Annotated in this window: 13 protein-coding genes; 9 read left to right on the forward strand and 4 right to left on the reverse strand. The window is 27.1% G+C overall.

Annotated features, from left to right (window positions below; translation table 11 throughout):
• Positions 1-44 precede the first annotated feature (44 nt).
• Positions 45-614 carry a YceI family protein gene (locus AVANS_RS05210; RefSeq protein WP_239816832.1) on the reverse strand — a complete coding sequence of 190 codons (570 nt, stop codon included), beginning with the start codon at positions 612-614 and terminating at the stop codon, positions 45-47.
• 122 nt (positions 615-736) lie between these two features.
• Here AVANS_RS05210 and AVANS_RS05215 point away from each other — a divergent pair, with 122 nt between their 5' ends.
• Together AVANS_RS05215 and AVANS_RS05220 are read left to right on the forward strand one after the other, a co-directional pair.
• Positions 737-1,381 carry a thiol:disulfide interchange protein DsbA/DsbL gene (locus tag AVANS_RS05215; RefSeq protein ID WP_239816833.1) on the forward strand — a complete coding sequence of 215 codons (645 nt, stop codon included), beginning with the start codon at positions 737-739 and terminating at the stop codon, positions 1,379-1,381.
• A 79-nt stretch (positions 1,382-1,460) separates the two neighbouring features.
• Positions 1,461-1,994, forward strand: coding sequence for a hypothetical protein (locus AVANS_RS05220; protein ID WP_239816834.1), 534 nt, complete (start codon positions 1,461-1,463; stop codon positions 1,992-1,994).
• A gap of 346 nt (positions 1,995-2,340) precedes the next feature.
• On the opposite strand, the gene guaA is transcribed toward AVANS_RS05220, so the two are convergent.
• Together guaA and nhaD are read right to left on the reverse strand one after the other, a co-directional pair.
• Positions 2,341-3,876 carry a glutamine-hydrolyzing GMP synthase gene (guaA, locus tag AVANS_RS05225; protein ID WP_239816835.1) on the reverse strand — a complete coding sequence of 512 codons (1,536 nt, stop codon included), beginning with the start codon at positions 3,874-3,876 and terminating at the stop codon, positions 2,341-2,343.
• Positions 3,877-3,888: 12 nt separating this feature from the next.
• Positions 3,889-5,184, reverse strand: coding sequence for a sodium:proton antiporter NhaD (gene nhaD, locus AVANS_RS05230; RefSeq protein ID WP_239816836.1), 1,296 nt, complete (start codon positions 5,182-5,184; stop codon positions 3,889-3,891).
• 149 nt (positions 5,185-5,333) lie between these two features.
• Between nhaD and AVANS_RS05235 the strand changes: the two genes are divergently transcribed.
• The 7 genes from AVANS_RS05235 to AVANS_RS05265 are packed head-to-tail and all read left to right on the forward strand — an operon-like array spanning position 5,334 to position 12,019.
• A complete protein-coding gene (locus AVANS_RS05235; RefSeq protein ID WP_239816837.1) occupies positions 5,334-5,861 on the forward strand; it encodes a hypothetical protein in 528 nt (175 codons plus the stop codon).
• A complete protein-coding gene (uvrC, locus tag AVANS_RS05240) occupies positions 5,830-7,602 on the forward strand; it encodes an excinuclease ABC subunit UvrC (RefSeq protein ID WP_239816838.1) in 1,773 nt (590 codons plus the stop codon). Before AVANS_RS05235 ends, uvrC begins: the two co-directional genes overlap by 32 nt.
• Before the next feature lie 52 nt (positions 7,603-7,654).
• On the forward strand, positions 7,655-8,818 hold the full coding sequence (locus tag AVANS_RS05245) for a hypothetical protein (protein ID WP_239816839.1): 1,164 nt from the start codon (positions 7,655-7,657) through the stop codon (positions 8,816-8,818).
• A complete protein-coding gene (locus AVANS_RS05250) occupies positions 8,815-9,978 on the forward strand; it encodes an ABC transporter permease (RefSeq protein ID WP_239816840.1) in 1,164 nt (387 codons plus the stop codon). Before AVANS_RS05245 ends, AVANS_RS05250 begins: the two co-directional genes overlap by 4 nt.
• A 10-nt stretch (positions 9,979-9,988) precedes the next feature.
• Positions 9,989-10,378: a hypothetical protein gene (locus AVANS_RS05255; protein ID WP_239816841.1), complete on the forward strand. Its 390-nt coding sequence runs from the start codon at positions 9,989-9,991 to the stop codon at positions 10,376-10,378.
• Positions 10,365-11,651: an AAA family ATPase gene (locus AVANS_RS05260; RefSeq protein WP_239816842.1), complete on the forward strand. Its 1,287-nt coding sequence runs from the start codon at positions 10,365-10,367 to the stop codon at positions 11,649-11,651. The genes AVANS_RS05255 and AVANS_RS05260 overlap by 14 nt, the downstream gene beginning before the upstream one ends.
• Positions 11,648-12,019, forward strand: a complete 372-nt coding sequence (locus AVANS_RS05265; protein ID WP_239816843.1) for a flagellar basal body-associated FliL family protein — start codon at positions 11,648-11,650, stop codon at positions 12,017-12,019. The genes AVANS_RS05260 and AVANS_RS05265 overlap by 4 nt, the downstream gene beginning before the upstream one ends.
• Before the next feature lie 446 nt (positions 12,020-12,465).
• Here AVANS_RS05265 and AVANS_RS05270 read toward each other — a convergent pair whose 3' ends face one another.
• A complete protein-coding gene (locus tag AVANS_RS05270; protein WP_239816844.1) occupies positions 12,466-16,269 on the reverse strand; it encodes a hypothetical protein in 3,804 nt (1,267 codons plus the stop codon).
• Between the last annotated feature and the right edge of the window lie 36 nt (positions 16,270-16,305).

Below are 16,305 nucleotides of genomic sequence, written 5' to 3' on the forward strand. Positions count from 1 at the left end.
AATCCTTAAAGTAAGTTAAAGGCTAGTATTCTAGCCTTTAAAGATTATTTAACATCTACATCAAAATAAATTTCAACTTCTTCCCAAGTCTTTTTACCATGAAGTGCTGCAATTTGCTTATCTGTTGAAAGTGCAATATAAGCATCTTCAGTATTAAAATCTGTTCTCATATTGATTTCGCCTTTTACAACTAATTTACCATCAGCAACACTATAAGTCATAGGAATTTCTTTTGTAACATCATTAAAAGTAATAACTCCTGTTACACTTCCATTTGTTTCATCACCTTTTGCGTCTTTTAAACTTGCTTCAATTTTGCTATTTTTAAGATTTGCAATATATGTTCTATGGATATTATTTTCACGAACCTTATCTTTTGTGTTTTCATTAGCAAAATCTAAACTAGCTTTAACTTCGTTTAAAATATCTACAACCGAACCACTTGTTTTACCAAATTCAAATTTAGCATCATCAATAACACCAGGAACGCCTAGTTTTTTAGCCATTTTAAAGCCAACGAAATGCGCTTTAACGCTAGCTTCATCAATATTAATTGCGTAAGCACCTGAACTTAAAATCGCTGTTGCGATAATTGAAGAAAATAACTTTTTCATTTTTAATCCTTTTTTTTAAAATGCGATGAAATTATACTAAATTATGTTAATCATTATCATTTGGAATAAATTTTTATTAATTAAAATCTTATATATTAATGCAATTTTTTTAAGGAGAAAAAATGTTTAAAAAATTAAAAACAATAACTTTTGCTTTAATATTAAGCTCAAACCTATTTGCTCTAAGCGAAGGTGTTGAATACAATGTGCTTGAAAATCCTATTTCAAATTCTAATAATTCTTTAACTGAAGTTTGGTCTTATCAATGTTCGCATTGTTATTTACACCATAATTACAATACTTTAGGATTAATTAGCGAAAAATTACCTAATCTTGAAATCAAGTCTTTAATGGTTAAATCTTGGGGACAATTTGGTAAAGAAATGGCTAATTTATTAAACTATGCAAAATATCAAGATGAAAAAAATAAATTAAGTCTAGTTGATAAAAACAGCTTACATCACAAATTAGCAAGTGCTTATTTTATAGATTTATTTAAAAATAAAAATACTTGGAATAATAACCCTGATGAATTTTATAAAGCAGGTTTAACCCTACTTGAAATCTCAAAGAAAAAACTAGAAAAATTCATAGAAAGCCCAGAAGGAAAGTATTTAGCAAGCGTAAATGATGCAGCTGATGAAATAGCTAATACTTATGGAACTCCAGCTTTCATCGTTAATGGAAAATATGTAATCAATTTAGCTCACGCAAAATCTCCACAAGATTTAATTGATATAATTGAAGAACTTTCAAAACTAAAATAAGGATTTACTAAGGTAAATCCTAAATAATTCCTAATTCAAATTCTTGTGATTTTGGTATTTGAATTAAAGAAAGAGCGAAATGAAATATAAACTTATAAAACTTTTACAATATTTATCTTATTATTTATCTTGGTTATGCGTAGTTGTTGGCTTAATTGAGCTTTTTATGGGCTTTGATTTTGCTTATTATTTTGTATCTGCGATTTTGCTTTCTACTGCTTATGGAAGTTTAAAAAAGAGATTAGATGAAATTAAATTTAATAAATATTTTTTAATAATTTTAGCTTTAGTTTCTGCTTATAAATACTATGAATATTTTATAAAAGAGCCAAATGACTTAATAGCAAAAATCATAAATGCTAATAAAACTTGCTTTGAAAATCAAAAATATTGCATAATAAATGAAGTTACTACAAAAGAACTCAATGCTATGTTACTAGATAAAAATAACGATGAAATTCTTAAATATCTAAAAAAATATGGATTTAGAAAAAATGAAAAAAATAATATACTGTATTTTCAAGATACTATTTATAAAAACCCAGTTGATATAGCAATAAAACTGCAAGATAATCAAATAAACGAAATATATTATAAACAAGATAGAAAATAAGCTTATTTTAAGGAATTTGAATTAGGAATTAGCTTTATTATTACACAAATTTAAAGCCTTAATTCCTAATTCAAATTCCTAAATTTTACATAAATATAAAGCATAAAAAGATAATTTTAGTTAGAAAATCAAAAGAATTTGAAATAGAAATTAGCTTTAAAATTAGCTAATCATTATGTAAGCTTAAACCTTAATTCCTAATTCAAATTCCTGAATTTTACATAAATACAAAGCACTAAAAAAAGATAATTTTAGTTAGAAAATCAAAAGAATTTGAAATAGGAATTTAAAATATATAAAACATAAATTTCTTAATTCAAATTATTGAATTAAGAAATTAAAAATCTTATTCCCACTCAATAGTTGCAGGTGGCTTACTTGAAATATCATAAACTACTCTATTAATTCCATTAACTTCATTTATGATTCTTCTACTTACGTTTTCAAGTAATTCATAAGGTAGATGCGAGAATGTTGCTGTCATTCCATCGCTTGCATCTACTGCTCTTAGAGCTATTGCATTATCATAGGTTCTATTATCTCCCATAACTCCAACGCTCTTTACATTTAATAATACGCAGAATGCTTGCCATGTTTTATCATAATAGCCATTAGCTTTAAGTTCTTGAATGAAAATATCATCAGCTTCTTTTAAAATATTTAAGCTTTCTTCATTTACTTCACCCATAATTCTAATCGCTAGACCTGGACCTGGGAAAGGATGACGATATACTAAATCTTTAGTAAGACCTAGTTCAAGTCCAAGTAATCTTACTTCGTCTTTGAATATTTCTTTTAAAGGCTCAACTAATTTTAAATTCATTTTTTCTGGTAAGCCGCCTACATTGTGATGGCTTTTAATTGTTTTTGAGCTACCTACAACGCTACTTTCAATAATATCAGTATATAAAGTTCCTTGTGCTAAAAACTCAACGCCTTCTTGTTTTTTTGCAAAATCTTCAAATATTTCAATGAAAGTATTTCCGATAATTTTACGCTTAGTTTCTGGATCTGTTACACCTTTTAATTTTGTCAAAAAGATTTCTCTAGCATCAATAGTATTAAGTTCTATACCGAACTTTAATTTAAGCATATTTTCTACTTGCTCTTTTTCATTCTTTCTAAGTAGTCCAGTATCTACGAAAACTAAGATAGTTTGATCTTTTATAGCACTTGCTAAAAGCGCAGCAACAACGCTACTATCTACACCACCACTAATTGCACAAAGAACTTTTTTATCTCCAACTTGCTCTTTAATCTTTTCAATTTGTGTTTTAGCAAATGAACCCATATTCCAAACGCTTTCGCAATTACATACATATTTTGCAAAATTTTTAAGGATATTTTTACCAAATTCACTATGTTGCACTTCTGGGTGAAATTGTAGTGCATACATTTTTTTCTCATCATTTCCATAAGCACAAAATGGGCTATTTTCACTAATTGCTATTGTTTTAAATCCAGCAGGTAAATTCTCAACCTTATCAGAATGGCTCATCCACACTACTTGTGATTTTGGTAAGTTTTTAAATAAACAACTATCTTCTTGAACACTAATCTTAGCTTTACCATATTCTTTATGGCCTGCAGGTGCAACAACTGCTCCAAAATGATGAGCCATCAATTGCATTCCATAGCAAATTCCTAAAATCGGTAATCCTAAATCAAAAATTTCTTTATCGCAAAAATAAGCATCGTTTGCATAAACGCTAGCAGGACCACCGCTTAAAATAATACCTTTAGGCTCATAGCTTTTAATTTCATTTGCACTAATATTAAAAGGTAAAATTAGAGTATAAACTCCTTGTTCTCTTAGCCTTCTGGCAATTAATTGGGTGTATTGCGACCCAAAGTCAAGCACTAAAATATCTGCTTTTTCCATTAAATTCCTTTCCTAATATAAATCAAAATACTCAAATTGTAACCACCAAATAATAATACTTAGAATATAACCTAACAAAATAGTCCAAGCATATTTCATATGTGATCCAAATGTATAAATTCCACGCATTTTACCCATTACACCAACTCCAGCTGCTGAGCCAAAGCTAATTAATGAGCCACCTATTCCAGCAGTTAAGGTTACTAAAAGCCAATCATCTATATTCATATTTGGATTTGCTTTAAGAACTGCACTCATAACAGGCACATTATCAACAACTGCGCTTAAAAGCCCTACTCCGATATTTGTAGTAGTAACTCCAGCAATATCATAAAGCTTAGATGCATACGCAAGCCATCCTGCAAAATGTAATGCTCCAACAGCTGCTAAAATACCAAAGAAGAATAATAATGTATCCATCTCAATTTTAGTCATATAATGAAAAATATTTATATCTTTTTTACCACGAGATACATTAAATCTGTATGTATAAATGCTTAATAATGATAAGCCAAACATCATTCCCCACATAGCAGGTAAGCCAAATAATGAATGCATTAAAACAGCACTAGCAATTGTTAAAGCCCCTAATAAAATAATAGCCTTACCACCTTCTTTAATACATTCAACTTCCATTGATTTAGTATCAAAATTAGGCTTAACATTAGGCACATAACGACTTAGTAAAAATGCAGTAAGCCACCAACCAATAAAACTAGCAGGAAATAAAGCAAAGAAATCAATAAAAGGGCTCTTACCAGCTGTCCAAACCATAAGAGTTGTAATATCTCCAAATGGGCTCCAAGCACCACCTGCATTAGCAGCTACAACTATATTTATTGCCCCAGGAACCAAAAACTCTTTTTTCTCGCTATCAATTGTTAGTAAAACGGTAGAAAGAATTAAAGCTGTTGTTAGATTATCAGCTACTGGAGAGATGAAAAATGCTAAAAGACCTGTAAGCCAAAACAATTTTCTATAAGTATAGCCTTTAGTAACTAGTTTATATTTTAATGTATTGAATACATTTCGCTCAATCAATGCCTCAATATAAGTCATAGCAACCATTAAGAAAAATACAATTTCAGCAATTTCTTCAATCAAAGCCTTTACTTCTTCTTCTAAAGGCTCGGTGCTTTTGCCGTTAATTGCTAAAAACATACCTAAAATAATAAACATTAAAGTTCCGATAAATATTGCAGGTTTTGTTTTGTTTATATGATATTTATCCTCAGCTGCTATAAAATAATAACCGATGATAAATATCACCAAACATAAAATTCCCGCCCATGAAAATGTGATTTCCATTGAAGCTCCTTTTTTTAAAAAATGTTAGATATTATTTACTCTAATTCAACAAAAGGTAATTTTTGTGTTTGCGTTGACTTGTTATCATAATAGACAGGATCGCTTTTATATCCACAAGCAGAAAAAACTAAGGCAAATAACAAAACAATATGACTAAATTTAAAGATATTAAAAATATTCATGAAGAACTTGCAGCTCATAATAAAAACCTTTTATTTTTAAAACTTAATAAACAATTAAAATTATTTATTTTAAGTATGCCACCCGATATTAAATACAAATTAACTCAAAAAGGTGTCGTATGCGATGTATATACGAAATTTGATAGGAATTATTTTAGAATAAGAGTATATCATCCAACCCTAGCTCAAGATATAAGAAATGATTCTACAAAAAGAGCTATTTTAAACCATATTAATAATTATAAAAGATTTTCGCCTATTGAAGCAAATGTTCTTAATCTAAGAAATGATGAAATAATAATAAATTCAAATGCAATTTTAAACGCTTATATAGATTACGAAAAATCAAAAAGACCAAAAATTTTATTAAAAGATTTAATGTGCGAAGATTTTAATAATCTCGCAAATTTAAAAGAACATCAAATATTAGTGGATAATTTAAAAGAAAGTATTAAAAAAACAAATGCAAAAATCAAATCTATTAGACAAAATTAATTCTTTACCAAATGAATCAGGAGTTTATAGGTATTATCACAATAATACTTTGCTTTATGTAGGGAAGGCAAAAAATCTTAAAAAGCGTGTTAGAAGTTATTTTAGCTTTACGCCAAGCCTTAGAGCTAATCCTAAAAATTCTCCTAGAATTATAAAATTAATTGAAGAAGCAAATAATTTAGAATACACTCAAACAAGTAGTGAATTAGATGCTTTAATATTAGAAAATTCGCTAATAAAACAAATGCATCCAAAATATAATATTTTATTAAGAGATGATAAAACTTATCCTTATATTTGTTGTGATTTAAAAGAAGATTACCCTAGATTTGAAATCACAAGAAAGGTTAAAAAAGATTCTTTAACCAAATATTATGGACCTTATGCTAGTGGGGCAAAAGATTTATTAGAAGCTTTATATTTATGTTATCCCTTAAGACAAATGAAAAGCTGTAAAAAAAGATGTATTTTTTATGATATGTCAAGATGTTTAGCACCTTGCGAGTTTAATGTAAAGCTTGAATATGAAAATATTTTAAAACAAGCCTTACAAGCTTTAAAAAACCCAAAGCAAATGCTAAAAACTCTAAATGAAAAAATGTTTAAATACGCAGAAAACGAAAACTACGAAGAAGCAGCTAAGATAAGGGATATGATAAATCATATTAAGAATTTAAATCAGGAAATTGAAGTAGATTTAGCAAAAGATGTTTGCTTTGATGTCTTTGCAGTAGTTAGTGATAACGAGTTTTTATCAAGCACAAGGCTTGTGATTAATCATGGAAAAGTTGTAAGCGTAATTAATGAAAAAATCATAAATAAAGAAGGCGATTTTTTAAGTCAATTATTGTTTGCAAACTACAAAGAAGGAATAATTCCTAATAATATTTATATAAAAGAAGAAAATGAAAATAAAGAATTATTAAGCGAATATCTAAGCAAATTAGCAAATCATAAAGTTAGCATAAAAATAGCAAAAACAAATGAAGTTAAAAAGCTAATAGAATTAGCAGAAAATAACTCTTTAATAAATATTAAAAAACAAGAAAATAATTTATTGTTTAAATTAAAAAGCTTTTTTAATTTAACAAATATGCCTTATGTTATAGAAGTTTTTGACAATTCTCACTTTCAAGGAGAAGCTATTGTGGGTGCTATGATAAATTATAATTTATCAAGCAATGAATTTAATAAGCAAAATTATAGAAGATATAATCTTACAAGTAATAATGATTATGAACAAATGCAAGAAATGCTTATTAGAAGAATTAATTCTTTTAGCGAATTAGCAAGTCCTGATTTGTGGATAATTGATGGCGGAAAGGCTTTGCTTGATTTAGCAAATGAACTTCTAGCTCAAAATGAAATAAATGTAGATGTAATAGCAATTTCTAAAGAAAAATTAAATCATCTAGCACATAGAGCAAAAGGTGCGGCTCGTGATAAGCTGTATTTTAAAGATAAAGTATATGAGCTTAAAACAAATGATGAGATTTTACAATTTATTCAAAAACTAAGAGATGAAGCACATAGATTTGCAATCACTACTCATCAAAACGCAAAACGCAAAAATGATTTAAAAGCGTCAAAATTAGAACAACTTGGCATTTCAAAAGCAAATATTATTAAATTATTAAAATATTATGAAAATTATGAAAACATTTACAAGGCTGATTTTGATGAAATAGCAAAAGTTACAAATAAAAATGTAGCTTCTAAAATTAGTAAAAATATTAAATAATCATTTAATCTAATAGCCATAATTTAGCTTATAGTTTATATAAAGGATTTTTGTGTTTCCAAGTTTGTTTAATATATTATTATGTGCTATTTTAATAGCTAGTTTGTTTGTAGAAAATTTGCTAAATCAAACGATTTTTACAATCATTTTGGCAGTGATTTTGATATTTAACGCAGTAAGTTTTATAGCTGCACTTATTAGAAAAAAAAGTGCAAATCAAAAAATAAATATTTTAAAAGAAATATTAAAAAGCTTAGGCGCTAATAGCGATAATTTAGATTTGAATAAAAATCTTAGATTAATAGTAGATGAAGTAGGCAAAATAAAGCAAAAAATGATGGCTTTACAAAACCACAATGAGTTTTTAATAAAGCATTTAAATAGCAGTGCTAAAGAGCTTAAAAATATTAACAATGTTTTATCATATACAAATGAAAATAATTTAAATCAAATAAGAGAGCTAATAGAAAAGCACAATGATGATAGTATTCAAAACATTTATTCATTAACAAAAACAACGATTTCTTATGAAACAAATTATGATAATTTTGAAAATGAATTAAATCCTAGTTTTAACGGAGTTAAAATCGCTATTTTAAATAATGATTTATTAGAAAATTTCTTGCTAAAAACAATACTAAAACAATATGAAATAAATGTAGATTTTTATAATAGCATTAGTGATTTTTCAAGTTATTCTTGTGTAATAGTTGATGAAGATTATGATTACAGGACAAAAAACACAATAATTTTAAGTGATAATTATAATAAAGATAATTATTTAAAACGCCCATTTAGCAAGATAAAACTAAAAAATATCTTGATTACTTTATTAAGTGATTATAAAGTAGAGAGCAAAACACAAGAATTTAAAAACGATGTTTTAATATTCTTAAGTTCAGATATACAAACTGATTATTTATACCACATAGCAAACAAACACGCAAAGCTAAATACAAAAGTAGATAGCATAAGTGCCTTTATAAATGAATTAAATAATAATTACAAAATAATAGCAATAGGTTATGAGGCATTATTATTTGATTATGAAAATTTAGTGAGCCAAATAAACAAAATCAAATACGAAAATCCAAAAACTTTCATAATCTTATTTTTAGGCAATAAACATGCTAAAAAGAATTTAGATTTTGCAGATTTAATAATAAAAGATGCAACCGAAACCCAAATAGCAAAAGCTCTTAAAGATAATTTATGACAAAATATTTATTATTTAAATACATTCGCTTTGATAAATCAATGCCTTTTATTATGATTACAAAGCTACTTGCTTTTGTTGGTGTTGCTCTTGGCGTTTGTGTTCTAATCATTTCTATGGCAGTAATGAACGGAATGAATAAGAGCTTTATGGATAAATTACTTACTATGAACTACCCTATTACTTTATATCCAAGAAGTGTTTTAATAGATGAAGATTTAATAAACGAGCTTAGTAAAGATTATAAAATAAGCCCATTTATTCAAACACAAGCAGCGATTAGATTTAATTCTACTATGCATGGTGCTGTTGTATTTGGGGTTGATTTTGAAAAAGAAAAGCAAATTAATAAGATTTTAAATATTCCTAATTCCGAATTCAAATTCCAAGCAATTTTAGGCAATGGTCTTGCAAATAGATTAGGAGCTAATAAAAACGATAAATTACACTTAATATTTACCGATTTAAGTGCTAATGCCTTTAGCATAAGTCCAAATATTAAGAGTTTTTATTTAGGTTCAACCTTTCATTCAGGCTTAAATGCTTATGATAATTCTTATGTTTATGTAGATATTAAAGACTTACAAAAAGTTTTAAAAAATACAGATATAACAGGTATTCATATAGATACAAATAATCCAAAAGAAGATATTTCAAAACTAAAAGCAAAATATAATGATAGATATTTTTTCATAGGTTGGTGGGAGCAAAACGGAAATATCTTAAGCGCAATTGATTTAGAGAAAAAAGCCTTATTTTTTATACTAATGATGATAGTAATAATTGCAAGTTTAAATATAATCACTTCTTTATTTATGATTGTTTTAAATAGAAGAAGTGAAATAGCCTTATTATTAGCCCTAGGTGCTAGCAAAAAAGAAGTAAAAAATGCCTTTTTTGCAATAGGTTGTTTTATAGGTTTTGTAGGCATTATCTTTGGCTGTTTATTAGGCTTTTTTGGACTTTGGATTTTAGATACATTTGATATTATTTCGCTTCCTGCTGATGTATATGGTAGTGCAAAATTACCTATAAATCTTAGCTTAAGTGATTTTTTAACAATCACTTTTGGAGCTAGTATTATAGTAATGCTTTCATCTTTATATCCAGCGTATAAAGCTAGTAAAATAGATGTATTAAAAACTTTAAGAAATGAATAAAGGAGAAATTATGCAAATTTTTAAAAAAGAAGAAATGAAAAAAATTATTGATTTTTTTACAGCGAATATTTATAGATATTTTTATGATATAGATTTTGAGTTTTGCTTAGCTTTTATAAAAAGTCCTGATGAAGAACATAGAAAAGTAATTGCAAGTATTTTAAGAAAAACCGATTGTGTTTTTGAGCTAGAAAGCGGGATAATTATTTTATTTTCTGGTGCAAGCAAAGAAAATACTCAAAACATAAGCAATGAAATTTATAGTTTTTTAAATACAAGGGCAAAAGAATGTGTGGCGTTTTATCCTTATGATGGTGATACTTATGAAGATTTAATGTTAAGACTTAATGCGCTTACCACAAAAAACTATAAAGTAAATATAATTGATGAATCAAAGTAAGTATATAATTGACTTATTAAAACAAGGAAGAAATGTATTTTTAACCGGTGGTGCAGGAGTTGGCAAATCTTATACCATAGATAAGATTATTAAAAGCAATGCTTTTAAGACAATAGTATTAGCTAGCACTGCACTTGCTGCTGTAAATATCGGCGGAGATACGGTTCATAGATTTTTTAAACTTCGCCTTGCAAGAAACATAAACGAGCTTAAAACTAGCAAAGATGACTTGCAAGAATTATATAAATCCTTATCAGGAATAGAATTAATCATCATTGATGAAATATCTATGATAAGTAGCGATGTATTTGATATGATTTATTCAAGACTTTTTGGATTTAGCAATATTAGATTATTAATAGTTGGAGATTTTTATCAGCTTGAGCCTGTTAAATCTGATGGCAATTATGCTTTTTGCTCAAAATACTGGCAAGAATGTAATTTCAAAGTAATTGAGCTAATTACTCAGCATAGAATGGGCGATAAAGAATTTTATGAAAATCTAAGAAGCATTAGAATAGGAAATATTACAAATAATTGCATTGAATATTTTAAGCAATACAAAATAAAAGATGATATAAATAACTATGATGATTATACGATAATTTGTGGCACAAACGAAGAAGCAAAAAATATCAATATAGCTAAGTTAAAAGCTATTAATAATAAAGAATATTCTTTTAATGCTAGTGTTAAGAAAAATATAGAATTTGATGAAGAATTAGATAATGATTTTAAGCAATGGCTAAGAGCTCAACCTATTGAAGAAGAATTTGTTTTTAAAATAGGTGCTAAGGTTATTTTTACATATAATTTTGATAATTATTACAACGGAATGCAAGGTGAGATAATCGCCTATGATGAAAAAGAAAAAGAGTTGAAAATTAGGTCTAATCAATATATTTATTCAGTAAATCCTAGAGAGTTTTTATACTTTAGCGATCCAGAAATTGCAGCTAGTTTTAGAATAAATCCTAGCTTAATTGATAAAAAGCCTGATGCGATTTTAAAAGCCTTTCCCCTAAAACTTTCATATGCAATAACAATTCACAAAAGCCAAGGAATGAGTATTGATAAATTAATTTGTAAATGTGATAAAATATTTGCTCAAGGACAGCTTTATGTAGCATTATCAAGAAGCTCAAATCCAAGTAATTTTAAAATAATTTTCAATGGTAGCGAAAAATCATACGAAAATCTATTTAGAATTAAGGCTAAGGCTAATTTAGCAGTAAAGCAGTTTTATCAATTTTGCGATAAGGAACAAATATGAAAAAATTTGTTTTTAGTTTAGTAAGCGTTGTTGCTATGGCAGGAAGTATTGAAATAAGTAATTTTGAAACCGATTTATATTCTAAATCAAATGGCTTAAAGAAAATTAATTTAAGCATAAAAGTGATTGGCGATAATATAGCTAATGAAAAAGACTTCATACAAGATAGCTTAAATATGGTTATATCAAGTTATTATTATGAAGACTTATTTACAGAACTTGGTAAAGAAAATCTTAAAAAAACTATTATCAAATACGCAGGCAAAAAGTATTCAGTAAATATTGATGATATTTTAATAATGAATCTAAAAAGCAAAGATAGTGCCGAAGCTATAAAAGAAATACTAAAAGACGCTAATTTACTTTAATCAAATTCCTATTTCAAATTCCTTAGAATTTCAATCAAAAAATCAAAGAATTTGAAATAGGAATTTCAAATTGTATTTTTTTTAAAGTTTAGAATACTTTTTTATGGAAGTGGTAGGAAAACTTGATGGTAGTCTTTCTCACCCACTTCCGTAAGCTTTCCTCACCTTTTTTTCTATCACTACTATTTGGTAAAGACAAGTAAAATCTATAACCCACTTCGCAGTTCGATGGATTTTAACGCTATCTTTACGGATTTTAATGTAGTTTTGCCCCACAAAATTACATTAAAATTTCAAGCAAAAAATCAAAAAATTTGAAATAGGAATTTCAGTATAATTTTGCTCATATACATTGAAATTTAAAGAATTAAAAGTCTTATTTTAAGTAGTTTTATTATAAAAAATTGAAGAGATTGTATAACCCTAGCCTTTTGGCTAGGGCTTGTTTATTTTATAAACTCTATTGTAAATGTAGAGAATGAATCTAAATACTTATAAGCTGAATCTTTTATGTCAAATCTAATTGTATCTTTAACATATTGATTATGCTTTAAGTTATTTGGTATTTCATATTTATTTCCAGCTAAACTTGAGCGAGAATAATCAGAAATTAAATTAAATGAACTTATTGCACTATTATATAGTGTATTAAAGTTATTAATATAGTGTCCTTCTAATGGTTTAAAGCCTTTATTTTCAACATACTTTAATAAACCTGCATTACCTGATTCAATATTATAACCATTTGCACTCTTGTTATTTACCCTAATGTCCTTAAAGAATAAACCAGTATAAGCAAATCTATAAGGTCTATCTAAGATATTATTTTTTGGCTCTTCACTACCACTTGTAAATGTGATTTTTGAATCAGCATTTGATATAACAAATTCCTTTTCTAAATTAGCTTTACCACTAGAAGTTTTTGGATAACCTATCTTATACTCAAGCTTAGCAAAGTTTTTCGCATCAAAATCACCTTCACTGTAAGCGCTTAGCTTGTTTGTAATATCTAATGCTGCTAATTTATCATCAAATTTTCTATTTAAACCTGAAAGCTCAAATTGGTTTTGGCTAATTACTTTAACATCTAAATCTGAAGTAGCATTAATAATAACTTTTTTAAGGTCTTTTGGCTCTTCTGCGTAGGTTATATTTAATTCTGCTTTTACGCTATCACTATCGTATTTCTTATAAAAATATGAACCATTATTTGTGTTAGCAATCTGTAAAGGTATTCTTAATCTCTCATTATCTAAATCACTAAATGGAACATAATTAATAAAGTTAGTATTTGTAACACTAGCCTTAATATCATTACCTATTGTGTCTTTTTCTAAGCTAAAGCTTTGATTAGCTATAAATTTAACGCTAATTTCATTTCCTGGAGTTTGACAATTTATCTTACCATCTAACTCAATTTTATTAGCTTCATCTTTATAAAGCGCCCTATCATTATTATTACATAAACCATTTTTTAAATCTTCATGAGTGAATTTATTTTCAGCTAATAAAATCTTAGCATCTGTTACCATAGGGAAAATTGTCTTAATTGCAAAGTCACCTTTAGTCTTATCAAAATCTACAAACGAAGTTGTTGTATTAGTAACCTTATTTAATAAATTAGTATTTATATCTTCTAAATTAAATATTTTTACACCTTTTGTTGTATCAGCATAAGTCACTCTTAATTCCGCAATACCTATACCAAATTTATCATCTTTCATATTAGAAGTAAATATTACATTATTATCTGTGTAATTACTATCTACTTTACCAGTATTCTTTTGAAATTCATCTTTTCCTGCAACTTTATACTCAATTTTTTCAGGTCTAATTGTAAATTCATTTGAATATCTCTGACCTAAAATATTACAAGCTTCATCAATAGTATCATATTCAGCTACTTCATAACTTAATTTGTAATTTTGTCCAACTGAAAGTTTATCTAATTCTAAAACCATTTTATTTTCTAAAGGAAAATATCCTTGGCATTCACTATTTTTATCCAATAATTTACCATTTACTCCATAAACTTTAACTTTAAGTGGATTATTATTAGAGTCTAAAAATCTTATATATTGTCTATATAAAGTTGGTACATTAGCTTTTTTAATACCTAAGTAAATAGACTGATTATTAGTTCTTGTATAAATTTGATTTGCAATTTCTACATTTGAAGCAATTCTATTACCATCAACAACTTTACCATTATTTACATTAGTATAAGCTGTTCCAAATGAAAGACCTGGCATTTGTCCATGGCCTAAAATAATTTTAACTTCACCTAATTGCTTTCCTTTGATTATTCTATTACTATCTTCTTCAAATAATGGTCTTTTGTAAATTCCATTATCATCTATTATTGTTTTGATCTTGAAAGTAATTTCATAAGTTTTACCATCTTCTATTTCTTTTTTAGAAATACCAACTAGCTTATAAAACGCATTTTGATCAAACTTAAGACCTAAACCATTAATACCTTCTTGGATTTGAAGCTCTATTGGATCTGTGTTTTCAATATTTATAAGCTTACCATCAACTGCACCATCTGAATCTGAAATTTGTCTTTTACTCATAGTAAACTGACTTAAATAGTATTTTGTCCCCGCATTTCTTACTGGAATACTATCACCATGATTTTTTAGAGCAATATATACATTATCTAAATCATTTACTTTTAATGGCTTAGAAAGATTTCTATTGTCTTGATTTGCTATGTCAGTAATAAACAAACTATCAGCATCAGCATAAAATTTAAGTTTTATATTGTTATAAATACCGCCCTCATTTCCGGTAGGATTATTATCGTAAAATGGAGAAGTATTATCAAAAGATGGTCTTACATTTATGCTAAATTTAGTATTCTTACCTTCTTCAAAAATACCTTTCGTGTTATCAAAGCTCTTATGGATACTAAAAGTATATTTTTTTGGTTGAAATTCAGGAGCTCCACTATTAAATACAAAATCATTTAAATTCTGATAATCAAAATAAGATGCTCTAGAATATTCTGATTTAAATTGTTGTAAGTCATAGTTATAACACTTACTAGGTCCGCCTAAGTTACCACCTTCTCTATAATTTTCTGGATAATCTCTAAAATAATTGCTTGTAATTGGTCTTACTCTTGAATTTTTTAAGAATAAATATTCATAAATTTTATTTCTTAGCTCTTCATTATTGTCTAGATACTTGCTTCTATAATTTAAGAAATGCTCATAAACGTTACCCGCACCTTGAGCACCGTTAAAAGTTCTTCCGTCAATTTGAATGATTTTATTGTTATCAGAATCTACTACCTTACCATCATGGCTACCCCAATCAAGCCAACCTAAACCTTTAGACCAATTGTGTGCAGCATCATTTCCAACAATATATTTTGCAAAGTTTTCTACTTGCCACTCAACATCAGGTTGCTCTAAGAAATAAATAAGCGTTCTTGTATATGTCTTAGCTGCATTTGATTCTACTTCAATTCTTCCTGTTGTATCTGTTACAAACTCTTTATAATAATCTTGAATAATCTTCTTTTCTGTTCTAACATTAAATTTTGCTTCTACTTCAAAATTTTGAATATTATTTTTTCTTATCTGAATTATATCAGGTAAAGAATATGGAAAATATACAGGATAATCAACAATAGAACGCTTAATACCCTTTTCTCTATACAGTTTCACATCATCTAATTCTTGCTTTAAAACACCTTTACAATAATCACTTGGATTATTATTCAAAGTTTTTTCTACTAAATTTTGATAAAGTTTCACAAAATCATTTTTACCACAATCACCTCGTGCACTTTCAAAATATTTGCATATATCATATTTCCTTGCATCAAAATGTTGAATTGAACATACTCTTAAGGCATCATATTTAGCTTTAAATTTATCTGATAGTAAATTAATTCTATGAAAGTCTTCAGAACGCTCAGCTAAAGGAACACCCCTTTGATTAATACATTGAACATAAAAATTATCGTGAGCTTTTCCAAGTCTTGTACATTTATCAAAAGAATTTCTACCTCTTTCATCACCAGTATTTGGATCATACGCTTTTAGACAACTATCAAAATTAGCAATATGATCTTGGCTATTTGGATTTCCAAGTTTAAACTGCCACCTAATTTTAGCGCACTGATTAAAGTTGCTATTTTTATTGTCTTTACAAGTAATGTCATCGTCTATATAGACACCACTTACATATGAAAAGGCTGATAATACAGCTAATGAAAACACAATTTTCTTATTCATATTATTCTCCTTAATTAATTAAAGTATTAAATTATA

This window comes from Campylobacter sp. RM5004, from assembly GCF_022369455.1.
Taxonomy (GTDB): Bacteria; Campylobacterota; Campylobacteria; order Campylobacterales; family Campylobacteraceae; genus Campylobacter_E.

Bases quoted from the DNA above. Each gene is read 5' to 3' on its own strand.
- AVANS_RS05210 (WP_239816832.1), bottom strand. From the start codon at position 614: ATGAAAAAGTTATTTTCTTCAATTATCGCAACAGCGATTTTAAGTTCA.
- AVANS_RS05215 (WP_239816833.1), top strand. From the start codon at position 737: ATGTTTAAAAAATTAAAAACAATAACTTTTGCTTTAATATTAAGCTCA.
- AVANS_RS05220 (WP_239816834.1), top strand. From the start codon at position 1,461: ATGAAATATAAACTTATAAAACTTTTACAATATTTATCTTATTATTTA.
- guaA (WP_239816835.1), bottom strand. From the start codon at position 3,876: ATGGAAAAAGCAGATATTTTAGTGCTTGACTTTGGGTCGCAATACACC.
- nhaD (WP_239816836.1), bottom strand. From the start codon at position 5,184: ATGGAAATCACATTTTCATGGGCGGGAATTTTATGTTTGGTGATATTT.
- AVANS_RS05235 (WP_239816837.1), top strand. From the start codon at position 5,334: ATGACTAAATTTAAAGATATTAAAAATATTCATGAAGAACTTGCAGCT.
- uvrC (WP_239816838.1), top strand. From the start codon at position 5,830: ATGCAAAAATCAAATCTATTAGACAAAATTAATTCTTTACCAAATGAA.
- AVANS_RS05250 (WP_239816840.1), top strand. From the start codon at position 8,815: ATGACAAAATATTTATTATTTAAATACATTCGCTTTGATAAATCAATG.
- AVANS_RS05255 (WP_239816841.1), top strand. From the start codon at position 9,989: ATGCAAATTTTTAAAAAAGAAGAAATGAAAAAAATTATTGATTTTTTT.
- AVANS_RS05260 (WP_239816842.1), top strand. From the start codon at position 10,365: ATGAATCAAAGTAAGTATATAATTGACTTATTAAAACAAGGAAGAAAT.
- AVANS_RS05265 (WP_239816843.1), top strand. From the start codon at position 11,648: ATGAAAAAATTTGTTTTTAGTTTAGTAAGCGTTGTTGCTATGGCAGGA.
- AVANS_RS05270 (WP_239816844.1), bottom strand. From the start codon at position 16,269: ATGAATAAGAAAATTGTGTTTTCATTAGCTGTATTATCAGCCTTTTCA.